This is a genomic window from Streptomyces sp. NPDC088810 (assembly GCF_044750305.1).
In the GTDB taxonomy this organism is placed as follows: domain Bacteria; phylum Actinomycetota; class Actinomycetes; order Streptomycetales; family Streptomycetaceae; genus Streptomyces.
On record NZ_JBIVJQ010000005.1, the window covers coordinates 344002 to 365862 of the forward strand.

Genomic DNA, 21861 nt, shown 5'->3' on the forward strand with positions numbered 1-21861 from the left:
CGGTACAGCCGTAACTCCAGGTGGGCGCGGGAGTTGAGTGGAGCGTGGAAGAGACGATCGCGGGCGCCCAGGACAGTCAGATTGCCGGTCACATTCCGCAGCAGCGCGGGGAATCGCTGCTGGAGACCGCCGTACGGTACGCCGAGGAGCGGCACTGGGACGTGTTCCCGGGCACCTGGCTGGAAGCCGTCGACGGGATGCAGCGCTGCTCGTGCGGCGACGCCTCCTGCCCTGCGCCGGGTGCGCACCCCGTGCGCCCCGACTGGGCGACCCAGGCGACCGGCAGTGCGACCGTCGCGCGCCGGATGTGGCAGAAGCAGCCGACGGCGTCGATCCTGCTGCCGACCGGGCGGACCTTCGACGCGCTGTCCGTCCCGGAGAGCGCGGGGTTCCTGGCGCTCGCCCGGATGGAGCGGATGGAGCTGACGCTCGGGCCGGTCACGCTGGCCCCCGACCGGCGGATGCACTTCTTCGTCCTGCCCGGCGCCACCGCGAAGGTGCCGGAGCTGGTGCGCAAGATCGGGTGGTCGCTGTCGTCACTGGATCTGGTGGCCCTGGGCGAGGGCGCGTACGTGGCTGCGCCGCCTACGCGGTTCGGGTCGCGGGGGGCCGTGCAGTGGGCCCGCCGGCCCACGCCCGCGAATCGGTGGCTGCCGGACGCGGAGGAGCTGATCTCGCCGCTGGCCTATGCGTGCGGGAGGGATCGGTAGCTGGTTCGCCCACTCCTCTGCCGGGTTCCGTCTCGTCGGCGACCACCGGTTCGTCGTGGCTGGTCGCGCAGTTCCCCGCACCCGCGAACGAGACGGAACCCGGCAGACGAGCAGGCGATCAATCCCCGAGCAACGCATCGAGGAACGGCGAGACGGCACCCCGCCAAGCCCCCGGCAGGTCGTAGTGGGCGAGATGCCCCGCGTCCGGCACCTCCGCGTACTCCCCGCGCGGCAGCACCCGCACCATTTCCTGGGCCTCCGCCCGGCCCAGCTCGCCGTCCACGCCACGCACCACCAGGGTCGGGCACCGCACCTGGGTCAGTTCCTCCCAGTGGGCGTCGTAGACCCACGTCTCGCGGGAGCTGAGCATGTGCTGGGGCTCGAAGACCGGCCGCCAGCCGTCCTCGCACTCGTGCATCACCTCGGCGTAGAACGCGCCGCGCGCGGGGCTGGGCCGCTCCACCCAGGGGTCGTCCTCGCCGAACCACTTGCGGACGTCGGCGAGGCTGGCGAACGGGACGGGCCAGGACCGGAACCAGTCGGCCCACTCGCGCTGCGAGGCCGCGCCCAGCGCGGAGGCCCGCATGTCGCAGATGATCAGGCCGCGGACCAGCTCGGGGCGCTTGGCGGCGAGCTGCCAGGCGGTCAGCGCGCCCATGGCGTGGCCGATGAGGACGACGGGGGCGAGGCCGAGCTGTTCCACGGCGGCCTCGGCGTCCTCGACGTAGGCCTCGCGGGTGTAGGCGGCCTCGGGGGGCTTGTCGCTCCGGCCGTGGCCGCGCTGGTCGAGCGCCACGGCCCGGTGGCGGCCGGCGAGCCAGCGGGCGGTGGACGCCCAGTGGGAGGCGCGGCCCATCAGGCCGTGGAGTAACAGCACCCCCGGAGCGCCGGACTCCGCCCCGGCCGCACCGTCCGGCTCCGCCTCCGGTTTCGGAGGGTCGGCGAACTCCCAGGCGGCCAGGCGCACCCCGCCCGCTCCCGTCACATCGATACGCCGTGCCATCGGCCTGGCACCCCCCAGTGCTCCGCCTGCCTCGTCGTCCCAGCTGCTTCAGGCTATCGAAAACCCATTCGAAAATTCTGTCTCCGCGGACAACACCCCTCATTCGAGTGACACCTCTCCAGGAATGATCGCCTCAGCCGAGGGGATCTTTCTGGCAGGAGGGCGGACCGCTCGGGGAAAAGCCGGTCCGAGGGGATGACCCTGAGAGCTCGGGGCTCCGGGTCAGCACAGGGGAGGACAGGCCCCGGCGCCGCTCAGCGCCGGGGCCCTCTCCTTGTCAGCGCTTGGCGACGAACACATGGGAGGCGATGTCCGCCTCCAGCTCGGCCGCCTCGCCGCCGCTGCCCACCAGCACGCCACCGGGCGACTCCGTCACGCTCACCACGGAACCGGGCTGCACGCCCGCCCGCCGCAGCGTGTACATCAGCTGTGCGTCCGTCTGGATCGGCTCGCCGATACGGCGGACGACGACCGTCTTGCCGTCCGAACCCGGGTCCAGGTCGGCCAGCGACACCATGCTCTCGTCCAGGAACGGGTCCGCCCCGTCCTTCTCGCCCAGCTCTTCCAGGCCCGGGATCGGGTTGCCGTACGGCGACTCGGTGGGGTGCCGCAGCAGCTCCAGCACACGACGCTCGACGGCCTCGCTCATCACGTGCTCCCAGCGGCACGCCTCCGCGTGCACCTGCTCCCACTCCAGCCCGATCACGTCCACGAGCAGACACTCGGCCAGGCGGTGCTTGCGCATCACGCGCGTCGCCAGCCGGCGGCCCTCGTCGGTCAGCTCCAGGTGCCGGTCACTGGCCACGGAGACCAGGCCGTCGCGCTCCATCCGCGCCACCGTCTGGCTCACCGTCGGCCCACTCTGGTCCAGCCGCTCCGCGATGCGGGCGCGCATGGGCACGACGCCTTCCTCTTCGAGTTCGAGGATGGTGCGGAGATACATCTCCGTGGTGTCGATCAGTCCGGACATACGTGCCCCTCGATTACCTCTGCCGGCCGCCGGCCGCGTGCGCTGGCCCTGGCATCAATTCTGCCGGATCCCGCTGACAAGCGGGCGGTACCGGGGAAACGGGGCCCTCAGCGAGGGGTGCGGGACCGTTTCCGGCTGCGGGGGCGCAGGGGGCCCGTCGCGCTCCGGCCGTATTGACACCGCGATGGTCCAGACCGCACGGTGATCCGCGACACAGACGCTGCGAAGGGGCACCGCATGAGCGACGGCACGCCTGCCGACCTGTTCTTCGACGCCGCCATCGGCCTGCTGCAACGGGTCCGCGACGAGGAGGCCGAAGCGATCACCGCGGCCGGCACCCTGCTCGCCGACACCGTCGGGGCCGGCGGCCGCCTGTTCGCCTTCGGCGCCGGGCACTCCTCGCTGGCCGCCCAGGACGTCGTCTACCGCGCGGGCGGCCTCGCGCTGATGAACCTGCTCGCCGTACCCGGCGTCGTCGGCGTCGACGTCACCCCCGCCACCCTCGGCTCCGCCCTCGAACGCGTCGACGGCCTCGCGAGCGCCGTCCTGGACACCTCCCCGGTCCGCGCCGGCGACGCCCTCGTGATCATCTCGCTCTCCGGCCGCAACGCCCTGCCCGTGGAGATGGCCCGGGGCGCCCGCGCCCTCGGCGTGAAGGTCATCGGCGTCACCTCGGTGGCGTACGCCGAGGAGACGAAGTCCCGGCACAGCTCCGGCACCTTCCTCAAGGACCACTGCGACATCGTCCTCGACTCGAAGATCGCCGTCGGCGACGCGGAACTCACCCTCGACACCATCCCGGCGCCGTTCGCCCCCGCCTCCACGGTGGTCACCACCGCCCTGATGCAGGCCGTCGTGGCGACCACCGCCGCCACCCTCGCCGACCGCGGCATCGAACCCCCGCTGCTGCGCTCCGGCAACGTCGACGGCGGCCACGAGTGGAACGGCCGGGTGATGACCGAGTACGGCGACCGGATCTTCTACCGCCACTGACGCACACGCGCACCGGGGCGCTACCGGTCCCGCACCGCCTCCGCCAGGTCCAGCGTCGTCGCGATCCGTACGGCCACGTCCTCGGCGTAGGCCGTGTCGGAACGCTCGAAGCGGCTGCGGCCGGCGGTGCGCAGGAAGGTCACCACACCCAGCGTGCGCCCCCGGCTGCGCAGCACCGCGCACAGCGCGTGCACGGCGTCGGCGGGCCACTGCCGCTCCAGCGCCCACTCCCGCCCCCGCTCGGCCGACACCGGCCCTGCGTCCGCGCGCACCGTCCCGGCCCGCTCCACGCACCGCACCGCCGGATGGCCCTCCGGGTAGCGCACGGGCAGCCCGGCCGCGCCCGTGAGCAGGCTCGGCCCCGGTGTCCCCGCGGGCGTGGCGGCGAGCCGGACCAGCCGGACCGGGCCCGAGGTGCCCTCGCCCTCCGCACGCGAACCGCCCGCCACCCGGTCGACGAGGGCGTGGTCGGCGAAACCGGCGAGGGCGAAGTCCAGGTGGACGGTGGCCGCCTCCGCCGGGTCCTCGCATTCGGCCGCGGCCCGGGCCGCGCGGTGCAACTGGTTCGTCCGGAACCGCAGCAGGGCCGCCTCCTGCTCACTGTGCTTGGCCTCGGTGACGTCCTCGAACAGCCAGCCCACCCCGAGCGGCACCGGCTCCTCCGCGAGCGGCGACGCCAGCCGCAGGAACCCGCTGCGCCAGCAGCGCCGCCGTTCGCCCTCCGGGCTGCGCACGGTCACCCACATCTCGGCGGGCGCGGGCGGCGCGCCCTCGGCGAGGACGTGGGTCAGCGCGGCCTCCAGCTCCTCCACGCCCTGGGCGAGCAGCTCGCCCAGCGGACGCCCCAGCACGGACGTACGGCCCAGCCCCAGCGCCCGGGCCGCGTGCGCGTTCACCACGGCGGGCCGCAGGTCGGCGTCGACCAGGACGACGCCCCAGGACGCGTCCTCGAACAGCGCCTCGCTCAGCGCGATCGACCGCTCGAGATCGATCTGCGCGTGCACCTCGCTGAACGCGCAGTACACCCCGGCGGGCTTCCCGTCGGGCCCCCGTACGGCGGCCGACTGGGTCCGTACGAGCACCCGCCCGCCGTCCTTGGTGACCAGCGCGAACTCGTGCACCTGCCGGCCCGGCGCGTGCATCGCCGACATCAGGCGGGCCTGCACGTCCTCGGCGTCGGCGCTGCGCACCGCCCAGCCGGCGAACCCGTGCCGCCCGACGGCCTCGGCGGCCGTCCATCCCAGGATCCGCTCCGCCTCCCGGTTCCAGTGGGTCACGACCCCGTCGGCGTCGAAGGCGCACAGGGCCGCGTCCATGCCGTCCAGCAGCGCGGCGAGCAGATCGGATCCGCCGGACTCACCGGGCTCGTCCGGCCCCAGCTCGTCCGTGGTCCCACTCCACCGCGAAGCACTCACCTGGACCCCCTGGAAGCTGCGTCCGCGCCCGCACGGCGCTCGGTTCGCTCACTGGCCCTTATTCAACTGGAACGTGACGCACCCCACATACTGTTCCCGCAAGATTCCCGGCATCAATGTCCGTCCCCGCCCGCCAAGAGCCGCAGCTCACGCGTCTCGACCACCCGCGCCGCCGCAACCCTGCGAACCCACCGCGTCGACGTCGCCGAAAAAACAGTTGAGCGGCTCCCGCCGACTGCCTAAGGTTCAGGTATCGCAGAGAGGAGGTGATCGGGTACATGAGTGAAACCCGGACGCGCGAGGTGGCTGCGGGCTAGCGGCCCGCCACCACACCCAGTGCGGTGCCGGACCAGCGTGTGAGAAACACGCAGCCGGCCCAATCCCAAGCAGTCACCCGACCCGCGGGCTGCCGGTACGTCCGGCCGGCTCCTCCTTGAGGAACCCAGCCCGCGGGTCGTCTGCGTTGTACGGGGCCGTTCCGGTCAGGGGCTGAGGCGTTCGACCTGCCAGGTGCCGTGGGGCTGGGCGACGTAGCGCAGGCGGTCGTGGAGGCGGTTCTGGCGGCCCTGCCAGAACTCGATCGTCTCCGGGGCGATGCGGAAGCCGCCCCAGTGCGGCGGGACGGGGACCTGTTCGTCCTCGGGGTAGCGGGCGGCGAGTTCGGCGTAGGCCGTGTCGAGTTCGCTGCGGGAGGCGATCACCGTGGACTGGGCGCTGGCCCAGGCGCCCAGCTGGGAGCCGTGCGGGCGGGTGCGGAAGTAGGCGGCGGTCTCGTCGCGGCCGGTGCGCCGGGCGGTGCCGGTGACGATGACCTGGCGGGCCAGCGGGTGCCACGGGAAGAGCAGCGACACGTGCGGGTTCTCCGCGAGGTCGCGGCCCTTGCGGGAGTCGTAGTTGGTGAAGAAGACGAAGCCCTCGGTGTCGTACTGCTTCATCAGCACGGTGCGGGAGCTGGGGCGGCCCGTCGCGTCCGCCGTGGAGACGACCATCGCGTTGGGTTCGTAGAGCGTGCCGTGCAGGGCCGCCCGGGCGGCATCCTCGAACCAGCGGGCGAACTGGTCCATGGGGTGGGTGGCGAGGTCCTCTTCGGCGAGGCCGTCGGCCCGGTACTGCTTGCGCATGGCGGCGGGATCGAGGACGGGATCCAGAAGCGGGTCGCGGTCGGTCACGCGGTCATCTTGCCGTATCGAACGGGTATGGCACCGGGTGTCGTGTGGTCTCCCCAAGCATGGCACCGGGAGTTATCGTTCTGCTCCCTTTGCGGTTGGGTTGACCACGGGTGACCACCGGCAGATCGGGGCATCACCGGGGTGACCGCCGCCCACACATCACGAGGAGCCGCCTGATGTCCGATTTCGTACCCGGGCTCGAAGGAGTCGTCGCGTTCGAGACGGAGATCGCCGAACCGGACAAGGAGGGCGGCGCCCTGCGCTACCGGGGCGTCGACATCGAGGACCTGGTCGGTCACGTCTCGTTCGGGAACGTGTGGGGGCTGCTGGTCGACGGCGCCTTCAACCCCGGACTGCCGCCCGCCGAGCCGTTCCCGATCCCCGTGCACTCCGGTGACATCCGCGTGGACGTGCAGTCGGCGCTCGCCATGCTCGCCCCCGTCTGGGGGCTGCGTCCGCTGCTCGACATCGACGAGCGGCAGGCCCGCGAGGACCTGGCGCGCGCCGCCGTCATGGCCCTGTCGTACGTCGCCCAGTCCGCGCGCGGGCAGGGGCTGCCGATGGTGCCGCAGCGGGAGATCGACAGGGCGAACTCGGTGGTGGAGCGGTTCATGATCCGGTGGCGCGGGGAGCCGGATCCCAAGCACGTCGCGGCCGTGGACGCCTACTGGACCTCCGCCGCCGAGCACGGCATGAACGCCTCCACGTTCACCGCGCGGGTCATCGCCTCCACGGGTGCGGACGTCGCCGCCGCGCTGTCCGGTGCGGTGGGCGCGATGTCCGGGCCGCTGCACGGCGGTGCGCCGTCGCGGGTGCTCGGGATGATCGAGGAGATCGAGCGCACGGGGGACGCGGAGGCGTACGTCAAGCAGGCCCTGGACCGCGGTGAGCGGCTGATGGGCTTCGGGCACCGGGTGTACCGGGCGGAGGACCCGCGGGCGCGGGTGCTGCGGCGTACGGCGCGGGAGCTGGGTGCTCCGCGGTTCGAGGTGGCCGAGGCGCTGGAGAAGGCCGCGCTGGAGGAGCTGCACAATCGGCGGCCGGACCGGGTGCTGGCCACGAACGTGGAGTTCTGGGCGGCGATCGTGCTCGACTTCGCCGAGGTGCCGGCGCACATGTTCACGTCGATGTTCACGTGTGCGCGTACCGCTGGGTGGTCGGCGCACATTCTCGAGCAGAAGCGGACGGGGCGGCTGGTGCGGCCGTCCGCGCGGTATGTGGGGCCGGGTCCGCGGCGGCCTCAGGACATCGAGGGGTACGGGGAGACCGCCCACTGAGAGGGGTGGCTCAGGAGCGCGGGCGACTGCGGGCCGGTGGTGGCTTGTCGCGCGGTTTCCCCGCGCCCCTGAGGCCGACTGCTCACGCGGGTGTCAGAAGGCTCCTGTGGTGGCGCTCCGCCACCAGCGGGTGGGCCCTGAGCTTGCCCTTGAGTTCGTTGTAGCCGTACTCGGCGTACAGGGGGTTCGTCGGGTCCGTCGTTATGCCGGGGGCCGTCGACGCGTGGGGGAAGGGGAGCGGGGTGACCTTGGCGTCCAGGCGGGGGTTGTAGAAGAACGGGACCGAGAAACGTTCCGTCGCGCCGGGTGGGCTGACCACGCGGTGGTTGGTGGCGAGCAGGTAGCCGTTGGTCGCCACCTCCAGGAGTTCGCCGAGGTTGACGACGAACGCACCTTCGATGGGCGGTACGTCATGGAAGCGGCCGTCCTCGCGCTGGACCTGGAGGCCGCCGACCGTGTCCTGCAGGAGCAGGGTCAGGAAGCCGTAGTCCTTGTGGGCGCCGACGCCCTGGCCGGTGCCGTCGTCCGCGCTGCCGGGGTAGCGGACGAGCTTGAGGTGCGGGTGAGCGTGGGGGCCGAAGATCGGGTCGTAGAAGTCGGCCGGGGCGCCGATGGCGGTGAGCAGTTCGTGCAGGAGGCGGTGGGCGACCTCGCTCAGCCGGTCGATCCAGGCAAGGGCGGCCGTGCGGAGTTCGGGGAGGGCGGCCGGCCACTGGTTGGGGCCCTGCAGCCACCAGTACGGGGGCTCCCCGGGGCCGGGGGTCCGGGCGGGGCGTTCGGCGCCGATGTCGAGCTGGTCGCGCCAGTCGCGGGCGCCGCCGGTGCGCTCGTCGCCGGTGCGGGTGTAGCCGCGGAAGTGCGGAGAGCCGATGTTGTCGAGGGCGAGCCGGTCGGCCTCGGGGAGGGCGAAGAAGGCGCGCATGGCGGTGAGCAGGGCGTCGGTCTCGGCCGGGGTCACGCCGTGTCCGACGAGCTGGAAGAAGCCGACGTCGTGGGCGGCGCTGTGCAGTTGGGCGTGGAGGAGGGCGCGGGCCTGGGGGCCGCGGTCGGCCGCCGACAGGTCGATGATCGGGAGCTGGTGGTACGACGTCGCTGTGTGCGTGGTCATGGTGCGTCCGCAGGGTGTACGGGGCACGGGTGGCCGCCGAGGGTGTGAGCGGCCCCCGGGTGCCGGAAAAGGAAGAAAAGGGAGAGACAGGGGGCTGGTTCAGGCGTCGACGCGCCGACAGCCCATGCTCGTGACGCGCACGTAGTCCACGTGGCGGCGGCGGACGAGCATCGGAAGCATGGGCCAAGGGTAACGCGCCCCCGGTGGTTGCTCCCTCAGCCCAGGGTGTCGTCCAGCAGAGCCGCCCACTGGGCGACGACCCGTTCGCGGCGGGCGGTGTCGTCGGTGAGCAGGTTGGCGAGGCCCAGGCCGCGGGCCATGTCGAGCAGGCCCTGGACGGTTTCGCGGACGCCGGGGCGGGACTCGTCGGCGCCGAGGAGTTCGACGGCGATGCGGTGGGTCTCGCGGCCGACGCGGGCCTCCAGCTCGGTCACGCGCGGGCGCAGCTGGTCCTCGTCGGAGGCGGCGACCCACAGGTGCAGGGCGGCGCGGAAGAGGGGGCCGGTGTAGAGGTCGACCAGGGCCGCGACGACGGCCCGGCGGTCGGCGGGGCCGTCGGGGAAGAGGGCGCGCAGGGCGAGGGAGCGTTCCTCGGAGACGTACTCGACTGCGGCGGTGAAGAGGTCTTCCCGGGTCGGGAAGTGGTGCTGGGCGGCGCCGCGGGAGACGCCGGCGCGTTCGGCGACGACGGCGACCGTGGAGCCTGCCCAGCCGTGCTCGGCGAGGCAGGCCACGGCGGCCTCCAGGAGCCGCTGCCGGGTGGCCCGGCTGCGGTCCTGCTTGGGAACGCGCTCGCGTTCGGTCGTACTCACACCACCCATGCCGCATCACGTCTTTCCAGGAAGGCCGTCATCCCCTCCCGGGCCTGGGGGGAGGCGAACAGCCGGGCCGAGAGCGCGGTCAGCTCGGCCGCGTCCCGGTCGAATGTCTCCAGCACCCTAGTCGTGAGCAGCCGTTTCGTCTCGGCCAGGGCCTGGGGGGCGGAGCGGCGCAGGCCGTCCAGGACGGGGGCGAGGGCGGTGTCGACGTCGTCCGCGGTCGCCGTCAGCAGGCCCAGGCGTACGGCCTCGGCGGGGCCGAAGCGTTCGCCGGTGAGGTAGTAGCGGGCCAGGGCGCGGGGGTCGGCGCGCGGGATCACCGGCAGGGAGATCACGGCGGGGGCGACGCCGATGCGTACCTCGGTGAAGGCGAAGCTGGCGTCGGCGGAGGCGGCGGCGATGTCGCAGGCGGCGAGCAGGCCGAGCCCGCCGGCGCGGACGTGGCCGGTGACCCGGGCGACGACGGGCTTGGGCAGCTCGACGATCTGGCGAAGCAGGGCCACCAGGGCGTCGGGGTCGGGTGGGTCGCGCAGGTCCGCGCCGGCGCAGAACGTCGTACCGGTGTGGGTGAGGACCACGGCGCGTACGTCCGGGTCCTTGCCGCAGTCGGTGAGGGCGTCGGCGAGTGCGGTGACGAGTGCCGCGGACAGGGCGTTGCGGGTGCCGGTGGCGTCGAGGCTGAGGGTGGTGACGGCACGCGCGCGCGTGCGGCCGATCAGCCGGGTCGGGTCGGTCATGTGTGCTCCCTGAGCTGCCGGCGGAGGATCTTGCCGGAGGCGGCGCGTGGGACGGTGTCGATGAAGGTGATCCGGCGGACGCGTTTGTAGGGGGCGACGCGTTCGGCGACGTACAGCAGGATGTCGTTCTCGGTGAGGTCGCCGGCGGTGGGGTGGCGGACGACGAAGGCGTGCGGGATCTCGTTGCCGTCGTCGTTGCGGGCGCCGATGACGGCGGCGTCGGCGATGCCGGGGTGGGTGAGCAGGAGGGCCTCCAGTTCGGCGGGGGCCACCTGGAAGCCCTTGTACTTGATCAGTTCCTTCACGCGGTCGACGACGAAGAGCCAGCCGTCCGCGTCGACGTGTCCGACGTCCCCGGTGTGCAGCCAGCCGTCGGTGTCGATCAGGGCGGCGGTGGCGTCGGGGCGGCCGAGGTAGCCCTTCATCACCTGGGGGCCGCGGATGAGGATCTCGCCGGGTTCGCCGGTGCCGAGGTCCTTGCCGGGGTCGTCCAGGGAGACGATCCGCATCTCGGTGCCGGCGATGAGGCGGCCGACCGTGCCGGCGGGGGCCTCGCGGAGGCGGTCCAGGGGGACGACGTGGGTGCCGGGGGACAGTTCCGTCATGCCGTAGGCCTGGCCGATCGGGGGCAGGCCGAGGCGTTCGGCGCAGGCGAGGGCCAGGCGGGCGTCCAGCGGGGCGGCGGCGCTGACGACGTACTGCAGGGAGGAGAGGTCGTAGCGGCTGACCGCCGGGTGCTTGGCGAGGGCGAGGACGATCGGCGGGGCGACGTACAGGCCGGTGATGCGGTGCTTCTCGATCGCGGCGAGGAAGGTCTCCAGGTCGAAACGCGGCAGGACGACGACGGTGGCGCCCTTGCGCAGCGGTGCGTTCATCAGGGCGGTGAGGCCGTAGATGTGGAAGAAGGGCAGGACGGCGAGGATGCGGTCGCCGGGTCCGGCGGGGACGGCGGGTTCCAGTTGGGCGAGGTTGGTGGCGATCTGCCGGTGGGTGAGCATGACGCCCTTGGGGGTGCCGGTGGTGCCGGAGGAGTACGGCAGTGCGGCGATGTCCTCCGCCGGGTCGATGCCGGCCTCGGGTTCGGGGGCGGTGGTGGCGAGCAGGTCGATCAGCGAGCGGTGGCCGGACGCGCTGTCGCACACGAGGATCTCCCGTACGCCGCCCGCGATCTCGGCGGCCCGGCGGGCGGTCTCCAGCAGCGGGGAGACGGTGACGATCCAGCGCGCGCCGCTGTCGCCGAGCTGCTTGGCGAACTCCTCGGCGGTGGCGAGCGGGTGCACGGTGGTGACGGCGGCACCCGCGCGCGTGGCCGCGTAGAAGGCGGTCGGGAAGGTGATCGTGTTGGGGCTGTGCAGGGCGAGGACGTCGCCCTTGCGGACGCCGGTGTCGGCGAGGGCGGCGGCCAGGCGCCGGTGGAACCGGTCCACCTGCTCGTACGTGAGGGTGGTGCCGTCCGTGCCGTCGATGAGGGCGGGCCGGTCGCCGAAGGCGGCGGCGTGGCCCAGGACGGCCTCGTGGATGGGGAGTTCTACGGGCGGAACGTCTGCGTACTCGCTGCGGAACACGGTTCCTCCTCGCAGGGGCCGCCTCAGTAGGACTTGGGCAGGCCCAGGGTCTGGTGGGAGACGTAGTTGAGAATCATCTCCCGGCTCACCGGAGCAATACGAGCCACGCGTGCGGCCGTTATCAGCGAGGCGAGCCCGAATTCCCGGGTGAGCCCGTTGCCGCCGAGGGTGTGCACGGCCTGGTCGACGGCCTTCACGCAGGCCTCCGCGGCCGCGTACTTGGCCATGTTGGCGGCCTCGCCCGCGCCGATGTCGTCGCCGGAGTCGTAGAGGTGTGCCGCTTTCCGCGTCATCAGCCGGGCCAGTTCCAGGTCGATGTGGGCCTGCGCGAGGGGGTGCGCGATGGCCTGGTGGGCGCCGATGGGGGCCTTCCACACCGTGCGGTCGCGGGCGTACTCGACGGCCTTGGCGAGCGCGTAGCGGCCCATGCCGATGGCGAACGCGGCGGTCATGATCCGCTCGGGGTTGAGCCCCGCGAAGAGCTGGAGGAGCCCCGCGTCCTCGTCGCCGACGAGCGCGTCGGCGGGCAGCCGTACGTCGTCCAGGACCAGCTCGAACTGTTTCTCCGCGGCGCTCAGTTCCATGTCGATGGGCCGCTTCTGGAAGCCTTCGGCGTCCGTCGGCACGATGAACAGGCAGGGCTTGAGGCTGCCGGTGCGGGCGTCTTCGGTACGGCCGACGATCAGGACGGCGTCGGCCATGTCGACCCCGGAGATGAACACCTTGCGGCCGGTGAGCAGCCAGTCGGTGCCGTCCCGGCGGGCCGTGGTGGTGATGCGGTGGCTGTTGGAGCCGGCGTCGGGTTCGGTGATGCCGAAGGCCATGAGGCGGGTGCCGTCCGCCAGCGCGGGCAGCCAACGGGTTTTCTGGTCCTCGGTGCCGAAGCGGGCGATCACTGTGCCGCAGATCGCCGGTGAGACGACAAGCATCAGGAGGGGGGAGCCTGCGGCGCCCAGCTCTTCGAGGACGATGGACAGTTCGGCGATACCGCCGCCGCCTCCTCCGTACTGCTCGGGGAGGTTGACGCCGAGGTAGCCGAGTTTTCCCGCCTCGCTCCAGAGCTCGGTGGGGGGCTTGCCCTCGGCGACGGTGCGGGTGAGGTAGTCGCGGCCGTAGCGCTTGCCGAGGGCGGCCACTGCGGACCGCAGGGCCTTGTGTTCTTCGTTTTCGGTGTGGGTGGTCATCGGACTCCTTCGGGCTGCGGGTGATCCGTGGCTGGGCGCGCAGTTCCCCGCGCCCTAGGGTGTTCGCACCACCGCCAGCAACATGCCCGGCTCCACCTGCCGGCCCGGCTCGGCGTGCAGGGCGGTGAGGATTCCGCTGGCCGGGGCCGAGATCTGGTGCTGCATCTTCATCGCCTCCAGCCAGATGAGTCCCTGACCCGCCTGAACCGCTGCCCCTTCCGTCAGACCCTCGGCGATCTTGACCACCGTGCCCGGCATCGGGGCCACCAGCGAACCGGGAGCGAGCTGGGACGTCGGGTCGGGGAAGCGAGGCAGGGCGGTGAGGCGGGTGGCGCCCACGTGGACCTGGTCGCCGTACCGGGCCACCTCGAACTTGCGCTGCACGCCGTCGACTTCGAGGACGACGAGACGCGCGTCGGCGTGGACGATCCGGACCCCGTCCGCCGCGAGGCCGTCGCGCGTGTGCCGGTAGCGGACCTCGTGCTCCTCCCCCGCCATCTCGTACCGCTTCACCTGCGGCTGTGCGGGAACGTTGCGCCAGCCGCCGAAGCGGGAGCGGCCGTGGGCGTCGGCGAGGGCGGCGGCCAGCGGTGCGTGGGGGTCGGCGGCGGGCTCGGTGAGTTCGCCGAGGTGGCGGTCGTAGAAGCCGGTGTCCATGCGGGCGGCCGTGAACTCCGCGTGCCGCAGGGAGCGCACCAGCAGGTCCCGGTTGGTGACCGGGCCGTGGATCGCTGCGGACTCCAGGGCGCCGGCGAGCCTGCGGACCGCCTCCGCGCGCGTGGGGGCGTGCGCGACGACCTTGGCGAGCATCGGGTCGTAGTGGACGCCGATGGTGTCGCCGTCGGTGTAGCCGGTGTCCAGGCGGACCCCGGCCGGTACGGCGAGGCGGTGCAGGGTGCCGGTCTGGGGGGCCCAGTCGCGGGCGGGGTCCTCGGCGTAGAGGCGGGCCTCGATCGCGTGGCCCCGCGCGTGTGGGGGTTCGGTCCCCAGGGCGTGGCCCTCGGCGATCCGGATCTGTTCCGCGACCAGGTCGAGGCCGAACACGGCCTCGGTGACGGGGTGTTCCACCTGGAGGCGGGTGTTCATCTCCAGGAAGTGGGCACGGCCGTCGGCGACCAGGAACTCGACGGTGCCGGCGCCGGTGTAGGAGACGGCGCGGGCGGCGCGTACGGCCAGCGTGCGCAGCTCGTCCGCGAGCGCCGGGGTGAGTCCGGGCGCCGGCGCCTCCTCGATCACCTTCTGGTGGCGGCGCTGGAGGGAGCAGTCGCGGGTGCCGAGCGGCCAGACGGTGCCGTGGGTGTCGGCGAGGATCTGCACCTCCACATGGCGGCCGTGTTCGAGGTAGGGCTCCACGAACACCTCGCCGTCGCCGAAGGCGCTCGCGGCCTCGGCGCGCGCGCCCTCCAGCGCGGCCGGCAGCTCCTCCAGGCGGCGCACGATCCGCATCCCGCGCCCGCCGCCGCCCGCCGCCGCCTTCACCAGCACGGGCAGGTCGGCCTCGGTCACCTCGTGCAGGGGCTCGATGCCGAGCAGTTGCTTGGCGCGGGTCTTGGACGCCATGGCCTCGATGGCCTGCGGGGGCGGCCCGATCCAGACCAGGCCGGCGTCGAGGACGGCGCGGGCGAAACCGGGGTTCTCGGAGAGGAAGCCGTACCCGGGGTGCACGGCGTCGGCGCCGGCGGCGAGGGCCGCCTTCACGATCAGGTCGCCGCGCAGGTAGGTCTCGGCGGGTGCCGCGCCCGGCAGCCGTACCGCCGTGTCGGCCACGCGCGCGTGGAGCGCGTTCTCGTCGGCGTCGGAGTGCACGGCGACCGTGCGGATGCCGAGGTCGGCGCAGGTGCGGAAGATGCGGCAGGCGATCTCGCCCCGGTTGGCGACGAGCACACTGGAAATCATGTGATCCCTCACATCCGGAAGACGCCGAAGCCGCCGCGCGCGCCCTCGTAGGGCGCGGTGTGCAGGGCGGAGAGGCACAGGCCGAGGACGGTGCGGGTGTCGCGCGGGTCGATGACGCCGTCGTCGTACAGCCGCCCGGACAGGAACATGGGCAGCGACTCGGACTCGATCTGCTGCTCCACCATGGCGCGCAGGGCCGCGTCCGCGTCCTCGTCGTACGGCTGTCCCTTCGCCGCCGCCGACTGCCGGGCGACGATCGACAGCACGCCGGCGAGCTGCTGCGGGCCCATGACGGCGGACTTGGCGCTGGGCCAGGCGAACAGGAAGCGGGGGTCGTAGGCCCGGCCGCACATGCCGTAGTGCCCGGCGCCGTACGACGCACCCATGAGGACCGACAGGTGCGGCACCCGGCTGTTGCTGACCGCGTTGATCATCATCGCGCCGTGTTTGATGATCCCGCCCTGCTCGTACTCCTTGCCGACCATGTAGCCGGTGGTGTTGTGCAGGAAGAGCAGCGGGATGTCGCGCTGGTTGGCGAGCTGGATGAACTGGGCGGCCTTCTGCGACTCCGCGCTGAAGAGGACCCCTTGGGCGTTGGCCAGCACCCCGACCGGGTAGCCGTGCAGGGCGGCCCAGCCGGTCACCAGGCTCGTGCCGTACAGCGGTTTGAACTCGTCGAAGTCGGAGCCGTCCACGATCCGGGCGATGACTTCGCGCGGGTCGAACGGGATCTTCAGGTCGCCCGGGACGATGCCGAGCAGCTCCTCCGGGTCGTACCGGGGCGGCTCGGCCGGGCCGGGGTCCGGGTGGGCCTTGCGGTGGTTGAGGCGGGCCACGACGCGGCGGGCCCGGCGCAGCGCGTCGGGCTCGTCCACGGCGAAGTAGTCGGCGAGGCCGGACACGCGCGCGTGCATCTCGGCGCCGCCGAGGGACTCGTCGTCGCTGTCCTCGCCGGTGGCCATCTTCACCAGCGGCGGTCCGCCGAGGAACACCTTCGCCCGCTCCTTGACCATGATCACGTGGTCGGACATGCCGGGGATGTAGGCGCCGCCGGCGGTGGAGTTGCCGAAGACGACGGCGATCGTCGGGATGCCGGCGGCGGAGAGCCGGGTCAGATCGCGGAAGATGGCGCCGCCGGGGATGAAGATCTCCTTCTGGGAGGGCAGATCGGCGCCTCCCGACTCCACCAGGCTGATGCAGGGCAGCCGGTTGGCGAGCGCGATGTCGTTGGCGCGCAGGGCCTTCTTCAGGCTCCAGGGGTTGCTGGCGCCGCCGCGTACGGTCGGGTCGTTGGCGGTGATCAGGCACTCCACGCCCTCGACCATGCCGATCCCGGTGACGAGAGAGGCGCCGACGGGGTAGTCGCTGCCCCAGGCGGCCAGCGGGGACAGCTCCAGGAACGGGGTGTCGGGGTCCAGCAGCAGCTCGATGCGCTCGCGGGCGAGCAGTTTGCCGCGCCCCCGGTGCCGGGCGACGTACTTCTCGCCGCCGCCCGCGAGCGCCTTGGCGTGTTCGGCCTCCAGCTCGGCGAGCTTGGCGAGCATGGCCGCGCGGTGGGCCTGGTAGTCGGGGCCGGTGGGGTCGAGAGCGGTCTGCAGAACCGTCACAGCAGGGTCTCCGGGATGTCCAGGTGGCGGGAGCGCAGCCATTCGCCGAGGGCCTTGGCCTGCGGGTCGAAGCGGGCCTGCGCGGCGACGCCGGCGCCGAGGATGCCCTCGACGACGAAGTTGAGGGCGCGCAGGTTCGGCAGCGGGTGGCGGGTGACGGGCAGCTCACGGGTCTCGGGCAGCAGCTGCCGGAACCTCTCGGTGGTCAGCGTGTGCGCGAGCCACCGCCAGGCCTCGTCCGACCGCGCCCACACCCCGACGTTGGCGTTGCCGCCCTTGTCCCCGCTGCGCGCCCCGGCGACCAGCCCGAGGGGCGCCCGCCGGGTCGGGCCGGGCGGGAGGGGTTCCGGGAGGGGCGGAGGCGGTACGGCGTCCAGGGACCGCGTCTCCTGGGGCGCCGGCACAGTAATACGGCGTCCGTCGTGGAGGACGGCCCTATGGTTCACGTCCCCATGGGGCACGTACACATCCTCGAACACCCCATAGGGGGCGCCCTTTCCCGGTGGGGAAAGCACATGGAAGCCCGGGTAGCTGGCGAGTGCCAGTTCCACGGCGGCCCCGCTCAGCGCGCGCCCCACGACCTGCTGGTCCGGGTCGCGGACGACGAGCCGCAGCAGTGCGCTGGCCGTCTCCTCGGTGTCCGCGTCGGCCCGGTCGGTCCGCACCAGCTCCCACCGGACCTCCTGCGGCGGCGACTTGGCGAGGTGGCCGTCGAGCTGCTCGCGCACCAGGGCCGCCTTGGCCTCGATGTCGAGTCCGGTGAGGACGAAGACGACCTCGTTGCGGAAGCCGCCGAGCCGGTTGAGCCCGACCTTGAGGGCGGGCGGCGGCGCCTCCCCGCGTACCCCCTCGATCCGCACCCGGTCCGGCCCGTCCCGGCGCAGCCGTACGGTGTCCAGCCGGGCGGTGACGTCGGGTCCGGCGTACCGGGCGCCGCCGGTCTCGTACAGCAGCTGGGCGGTGACCGTGCCCGTGTCCACGAAGCCGCCGGTGCCGGGGTGCTTGGTGACCACGCTGCTGCCGTCGGCGTGGATCTCGGCGAGCGGGAAGCCGGGACGGCGTACGTCCCCCTCGCCGAAGAACGCGTAGTTCCCGCCGGTCGCCTGGGTCCCGCACTCCAGCACGTGCCCGGCGACGACGGCACCGGCGAGCCGGTCGTACTCCGTGGGCGTCCAGCCGAAGTGCGCTGCGGCGGGCCCGGTGACCAGGGCCGCGTCGGTCACCCGGCCGGTGATCACCACATCGGCGCCGGCCCGCAGGCACGCGGCGATGCCGAACCCGCCGAGGTAGGCGTGGGCGGCGAGGGTGCCGGGACGGGCGGCGGCCAGATCGTCGCCCTCGACGTGCGCGACCCGCACCGGGATCCCGAGCCGGTCCGCCGACTCCCGGATCCGCTCGGCGAGTCCGGCCGGGTTGAGGCCGCCCGCGTTGGTGACGATCCGCACCCCGCGCTCCCGGGCCAGGCCGAGGCAGTCCTCCAGTTGGCGCAGGAAGGTGCGGGCGTACCCGGCGGACGGGTCCTTCAGCCGGTCGCGGCCGAGGATGAGCATGGTGAGTTCGGCGAGGTAGTCACCGGTGAGGACGTCCACCTCGCCGCCGGTGAGCATCTCGCGCAGGGCGTCGGAACGGTCGCCGTAGAAGCCGGAGAAGTTGCCGATGCGCAGCGGCCTCACCGGCCGGCCTCCCGCGGCGGGCGGCCGGTGCCGGGCGGGCCCGCGAAGGCCTGGGCGATGCCGAGCCAGCGGTCGGCGTCCGGGCCCACGGCCGTCAGGGCGAGGTCGCCGCGGTGGGCGCGCTGGGTGACCAGGAGGCAGAAGTCGAGGGCGGGGCCGGTGACGCGTTGCGGGGCGTCCTCCGGGCCGTACGCCCACACCTCGCCGGACGGCGCGGCGAGTTCCACCCGGAACTCCTCGGCCGGCGGGGTGAGTCCGTGCACGCCGAAGGCGAAGTCACGGGTCCGCACCCCGAGCCGGGCCACATGCCGGAGGCGGTCGGTGGGTGGGCGCACCACACCCAGGGCGTCGGCGACGTCCAGGGCGTGGGCCCAGGTCTCCATAAGGCGGGCGGTGGCCATGGAGGCGGCGGACATGGGCGGGCCGTACCAGGGGAAGCGGGCACCGGGCGGTGCGCCGCGCAGGGCCTCGTCCAGGGCGGCGCGCCCGGCGCGCCAGGACGCCAGCAGGTCGGCGGGCGGGAGGGCGGCGCCCTCCTCCGCCCCCTCGTCCACGAACGAGCCGGGGGCGGCGAGCGCCTTCTCCACCAGCGCCTGGAAGGCAACGGCGTCGGTGACGGCGAGCAGGGCCGAGCGGTCGGTCCAGGCGAGGTGCGCGATCTGGTGGGCGACGGTCCAGCCGGGCGCCGGGGTGGGCAGGGTCCACCGGTCCGGGGGCAACTCGGCCACGAGCAGGTCGAGTTCCTCGCTCTCGGCACGCAGGTCGTCGATGACGGGCGTCGGGTCGGCCATGGGGGGAGCATGGCAGCGGCGCCAGAAACAATCAAGCGTGCTTGCATAATTTCCGGACCGTCACACCGCTTCCACAGGCGGGTACACCGGCTCCCACCGGGCCGCCCGCACCGCCGCCTCGATGTCGTCCGGGGCCGCCCGGGCGACACCCTCGTCCACCGCCGCGCGGGCCACGGCCACGGCGACCGCCTCCGAGGTGACGCGCAGGTCGCGGATCGGCGGGAGGACCGGCGCGTCGGCGCGCGCGACCTCCGTGTCACCGGTGCGGCGGGCCACCGCGTCGGCCGCCGCGCGCAGCATGCGGTCGGTGACCCGGGAGGCACGGGCGACGATCGCGCCCAGGCCGAGGCCGGGGAAGACCAGCGCGTTGTTGGCCTGCCCGATCTCGTACGTCGTACCGTCCCGCTCGACCGGCGCGAACGGGCTGCCGGTGGCGACCAGTGCCTTGCCGTCGGTCCAGTCGAGCAGGTCGGCGGGGGTGGCCTCGGCGAGGTCGGTCGGGTTGGACATGGGCAGGATGATCGGCCGCTCGGTGTGCTCGGCCATGGCACGGACGAGGTCCTCGGTGAACGCGCCGCCCTGGCCGGAGGTGCCGATCAGGATGGTCGGGCGGACCCGGCGGACCACCTCGTCCAGCGGGATGCCGGGCAGGCTCTCGTCCCGGCGCCAGCCGTCGACCTCGTCGGCCGGGCGGGCGTACGGCTTCTGGACGTCGCGGAGCCGGTCGCCCTGGTCGGCGGTGAGCAGGCCGTACCGGTCGACGCACCAGAAGCGGGCGAGCGCCTCGTCCTCGGACAGGCCCTCGGCGATCAGGGCGTCGCGCAGCTGGTCGGCCACGCCGATCCCGGCGGTGCCCGCACCGAAGACGACGATCCGGTGCTCGGGCAGGGGCGTGCCGGTGGCGCGGACGCCGGACAGGACGGCGGCGAGGTTGACGGCGCCGGTGCCCTGGATGTCGTCGTTGAAGGTGCACACCCGGTCGCGGTAGCGGTCGAGGATGCGGCGGGCGTTGGCGGTGCCGAAGTCCTCCCAGTGCAGCAGGGCGTTCGGGAAGAGCCGGGTGGCGGCGGCGACGTAGGCGTCGATGAAGGCGTCGTAGGCGTCGCGGTCGGCGCGCGGGTGCCGGTTGCCGAGGTAGAGGGGGTTGTCGAGGAGTTCCTTGCGGTTGGTGCCGACGTCGAGCATGACGGGCAGGGTGCGGCCCGGGTCGATGCCGGCGGCGGCCGTGTAGACGGCCAGCTTGCCGACCGCGATGTCGATACCGCCCACGCCCCAGTCGCCGATCCCGAGGATGCCCTCGCCGTCGGTGGCCACGATCAGGTCGACGTCGTCGGCGCCCAGGCCGCTCGCGCGCAGCGAGCGCTCGATGTCGTCGGGGGCGTCCACGGAGAGGTAGACGCCGCGCGGGCGGCGGTACTCCGTGCTGTAGCGGCGGATCGCCGTGCCCACGGTGGGGGTGTACACGATGGGCAGCATCTCTTCGAGGTGGTCGCCGACCAGCCGGTAGAACAGCGCCTCGTTGCGGTCGTGCAGGGCGGTCAGATGGACGCTCTTGGCCAGGTCGCTCGGCTGCTCCCGGAACTGGCCGTAGGCGCGTTCGGCCTGCTCGTCCTGTGTGAGCACGCGGGGCGGAACGAGCCCGACGAGGTCGAGGGCCCGCCGCTCCTCCTCGGTGAAGGCCGTGCCCCGGTTGGTCCGGGGGTCGGCGAGCACGGCCCGCCCGCGCGTGGTGATCTTCAGCGGCTTGGGGGTGGTGTCACGAGCATCGGTCATGAGATCCGCCTTTCCGTCGACAGACCGGGTTTCCACAAACCCGGCTCCGACTGCATCCCGCGGTAAGGGGAGGCGGTGGGTGCCTGAAGCCGTGCACGGGGCCCTGGCGCGTCGCCGCCGGAGCGTCCGGAGGCGGCTACGTCTCCTCGTGCGGGGAGTCGGTCAAGGGCTGACGGGGGCTGCGGCGGTCTTGCCCCGGCCCACCTGGGTCCGTACCGCGCCGATGCTCGCCGCGATGACCAGGGCGATCGCGGCGGCCTCGGTCGCGGACAGGGACTGGCCGAGGATGAGGAAGCCGGCCGTGGCCGCGAGGGCGGGTTCCAGGCTCATGAGGATGGCGAAGGTGGAGGCCGGCAGGCGGCGCAGGGCCAGCATTTCGAGGGTGTACGGCAGGACCGAGGAGAGCAGGGCCACCGCCGAGCCGAGGGCGGCGGTGGTGGGGTCGAGCAGGCGGGTGCCCGCGTCGGCGATGCCGATGGGGAGGAAGAGGAGGGCGGCGACGGCCATGGCCAGCGCCAGGCCGTCGGCCTGCGGGAAGCGGCGGCCCGTACGGGCGCTGAAGATGATGTAGGCCGCCCACATGGCGCCGGCGCCCAGGGCGAGGGCGACACCTGTCGGATCCAGGTTGCCGAAGCCTCCGCCGCCGAGCAGGAACACGCCCGCGAGGGCCAGGCCGGCCCACAGCGCGTTGATCGCGCGGCGGGAGGCCAGGACGGAGAGCGTCAGCGGGCCCAGGACCTCCAGGGTGACCGCCGGGCCCAGCGGGATGCGGGCCACCGCCTCGTAGAACAGGCCGTTCATCGCGCCCATGGTGATACCGAAGACGACCACCGTGCCCCAGTCGGTGCGGGAGTGGCCGCGCAGCCCGGGCCGGCAGAACAGCAGGAGGACGATCGCCGCCGCGACGAGGCGCAGGGTCACCACCCCCAGCGCACCGGCCCGGGGCATCAGGGTGACCGCCAGGGCGCCGCCGAACTGCACCGAGATGCCGCCGGCCAGCACCAGCCCGACCGGTCCGAGCGAGCCGAGGCCGCCTTTTCCGCCGGCGGGGGCGGAGGTGGCTCGGGACGGCGATGTGGTGCTGGGTGCGGCGGTCACGGGCGGTCCTGGTGGCTTGATCGGGTTCGTGCATCGCGATGTACTACCAGGTCCAGGGTAATGGACTTCGACAG

At 73.1% G+C, this 21861-nt stretch carries 18 protein-coding genes; 3 read left to right on the forward strand and 15 right to left on the reverse strand.

All coding sequences use genetic code 11. The features are described 5' to 3' along the window. The first annotated feature begins 44 nt into the window (after positions 1-44). The gene (locus ACIP4Y_RS19340; RefSeq protein WP_401394712.1) at positions 45-710 is read left to right on the forward strand and encodes a bifunctional DNA primase/polymerase; all 666 of its coding nucleotides are present in this window, start codon (positions 45-47) and stop codon (positions 708-710) included. A gap of 118 nt (positions 711-828) precedes the next feature. Here ACIP4Y_RS19340 and ACIP4Y_RS19345 read toward each other — a convergent pair whose 3' ends face one another. Together ACIP4Y_RS19345 and ACIP4Y_RS19350 are read right to left on the reverse strand one after the other, a co-directional pair. Beyond that, positions 829-1713: an alpha/beta hydrolase gene (locus tag ACIP4Y_RS19345; protein WP_358639402.1), complete on the reverse strand. Its 885-nt coding sequence runs from the start codon at positions 1711-1713 to the stop codon at positions 829-831. A gap of 277 nt (positions 1714-1990) precedes the next feature. Next, the gene (locus ACIP4Y_RS19350; RefSeq protein ID WP_030341848.1) at positions 1991-2683 is read right to left on the reverse strand and encodes a metal-dependent transcriptional regulator; all 693 of its coding nucleotides are present in this window, start codon (positions 2681-2683) and stop codon (positions 1991-1993) included. Positions 2684-2920: 237 nt separating this feature from the next. On the opposite strand from ACIP4Y_RS19350, the gene ACIP4Y_RS19355 reads away from it, so the two are divergent. Continuing rightward, the gene (locus ACIP4Y_RS19355; protein ID WP_401394716.1) at positions 2921-3676 is read left to right on the forward strand and encodes an SIS domain-containing protein; all 756 of its coding nucleotides are present in this window, start codon (positions 2921-2923) and stop codon (positions 3674-3676) included. Between the two features lie 20 nt (positions 3677-3696). Here ACIP4Y_RS19355 and ACIP4Y_RS19360 read toward each other — a convergent pair whose 3' ends face one another. Continuing rightward, the gene (locus ACIP4Y_RS19360; protein ID WP_401394718.1) at positions 3697-5091 is read right to left on the reverse strand and encodes a PAS domain-containing protein; all 1395 of its coding nucleotides are present in this window, start codon (positions 5089-5091) and stop codon (positions 3697-3699) included. Positions 5092-5573: 482 nt separating this feature from the next. Beyond that, positions 5574-6260, reverse strand: coding sequence for a pyridoxamine 5'-phosphate oxidase (pdxH, locus tag ACIP4Y_RS19365; protein ID WP_401394721.1), 687 nt, complete (start codon positions 6258-6260; stop codon positions 5574-5576). Between the two features lie 176 nt (positions 6261-6436). Between pdxH and ACIP4Y_RS19370 the strand changes: the two genes are divergently transcribed. After that, positions 6437-7537 (forward strand): citrate synthase 2, encoded by a 1101-nt coding sequence (locus ACIP4Y_RS19370; RefSeq protein ID WP_358639393.1) that lies wholly within the window; start codon positions 6437-6439, stop codon positions 7535-7537. Positions 7538-7619: 82 nt separating this feature from the next. Here ACIP4Y_RS19370 and ACIP4Y_RS19375 read toward each other — a convergent pair whose 3' ends face one another. The 11 genes from ACIP4Y_RS19375 to ACIP4Y_RS19425 all read right to left on the reverse strand — a co-directional run bounded on the left by ACIP4Y_RS19375 (position 7620) and on the right by ACIP4Y_RS19425 (position 21787). Beyond that, complete coding sequence (locus ACIP4Y_RS19375) at positions 7620-8645, reverse strand: isopenicillin N synthase family dioxygenase (RefSeq protein ID WP_401394724.1); 1026 nt, start codon at positions 8643-8645, stop codon at positions 7620-7622. A 215-nt stretch (positions 8646-8860) separates the two neighbouring features. Continuing rightward, positions 8861-9466, reverse strand: coding sequence for a TetR/AcrR family transcriptional regulator (locus tag ACIP4Y_RS19380; protein ID WP_358639388.1), 606 nt, complete (start codon positions 9464-9466; stop codon positions 8861-8863). Then, the gene (locus tag ACIP4Y_RS19385) at positions 9454-10200 is read right to left on the reverse strand and encodes an enoyl-CoA hydratase family protein (RefSeq protein WP_401394727.1); all 747 of its coding nucleotides are present in this window, start codon (positions 10198-10200) and stop codon (positions 9454-9456) included. The genes ACIP4Y_RS19380 and ACIP4Y_RS19385 overlap by 13 nt, the downstream gene beginning before the upstream one ends. Beyond that, positions 10197-11765, reverse strand: coding sequence for a 4-coumarate--CoA ligase family protein (locus ACIP4Y_RS19390; RefSeq protein WP_401394730.1), 1569 nt, complete (start codon positions 11763-11765; stop codon positions 10197-10199). The genes ACIP4Y_RS19385 and ACIP4Y_RS19390 overlap by 4 nt, the downstream gene beginning before the upstream one ends. Before the next feature lie 23 nt (positions 11766-11788). Beyond that, entirely contained in the window at positions 11789-12949 is a 1161-nt protein-coding gene (locus tag ACIP4Y_RS19395) for an acyl-CoA dehydrogenase family protein (protein WP_401394733.1), read from the reverse strand. A 54-nt stretch (positions 12950-13003) separates the two neighbouring features. Next, the gene (locus ACIP4Y_RS19400; RefSeq protein ID WP_401394736.1) at positions 13004-14845 is read right to left on the reverse strand and encodes a biotin carboxylase N-terminal domain-containing protein; all 1842 of its coding nucleotides are present in this window, start codon (positions 14843-14845) and stop codon (positions 13004-13006) included. An 8-nt stretch (positions 14846-14853) separates the two neighbouring features. After that, on the reverse strand, positions 14854-16452 hold the full coding sequence (locus ACIP4Y_RS19405) for an acyl-CoA carboxylase subunit beta (protein WP_401394739.1): 1599 nt from the start codon (positions 16450-16452) through the stop codon (positions 14854-14856). Continuing rightward, a complete protein-coding gene (locus tag ACIP4Y_RS19410) occupies positions 16449-18125 on the reverse strand; it encodes an acyclic terpene utilization AtuA family protein (protein ID WP_401394742.1) in 1677 nt (558 codons plus the stop codon). The genes ACIP4Y_RS19405 and ACIP4Y_RS19410 overlap by 4 nt, the downstream gene beginning before the upstream one ends. Further along, positions 18122-18916 carry a TIGR03084 family metal-binding protein gene (locus tag ACIP4Y_RS19415; protein ID WP_401394745.1) on the reverse strand — a complete coding sequence of 265 codons (795 nt, stop codon included), beginning with the start codon at positions 18914-18916 and terminating at the stop codon, positions 18122-18124. The genes ACIP4Y_RS19410 and ACIP4Y_RS19415 overlap by 4 nt, the downstream gene beginning before the upstream one ends. A gap of 60 nt (positions 18917-18976) precedes the next feature. Continuing rightward, entirely contained in the window at positions 18977-20689 is a 1713-nt protein-coding gene (locus tag ACIP4Y_RS19420) for an NAD-dependent malic enzyme (protein ID WP_401394748.1), read from the reverse strand. Between the two features lie 162 nt (positions 20690-20851). Continuing rightward, positions 20852-21787, reverse strand: a complete 936-nt coding sequence (locus ACIP4Y_RS19425) for an EamA family transporter (RefSeq protein WP_401394751.1) — start codon at positions 21785-21787, stop codon at positions 20852-20854. Between the last annotated feature and the right edge of the window lie 74 nt (positions 21788-21861).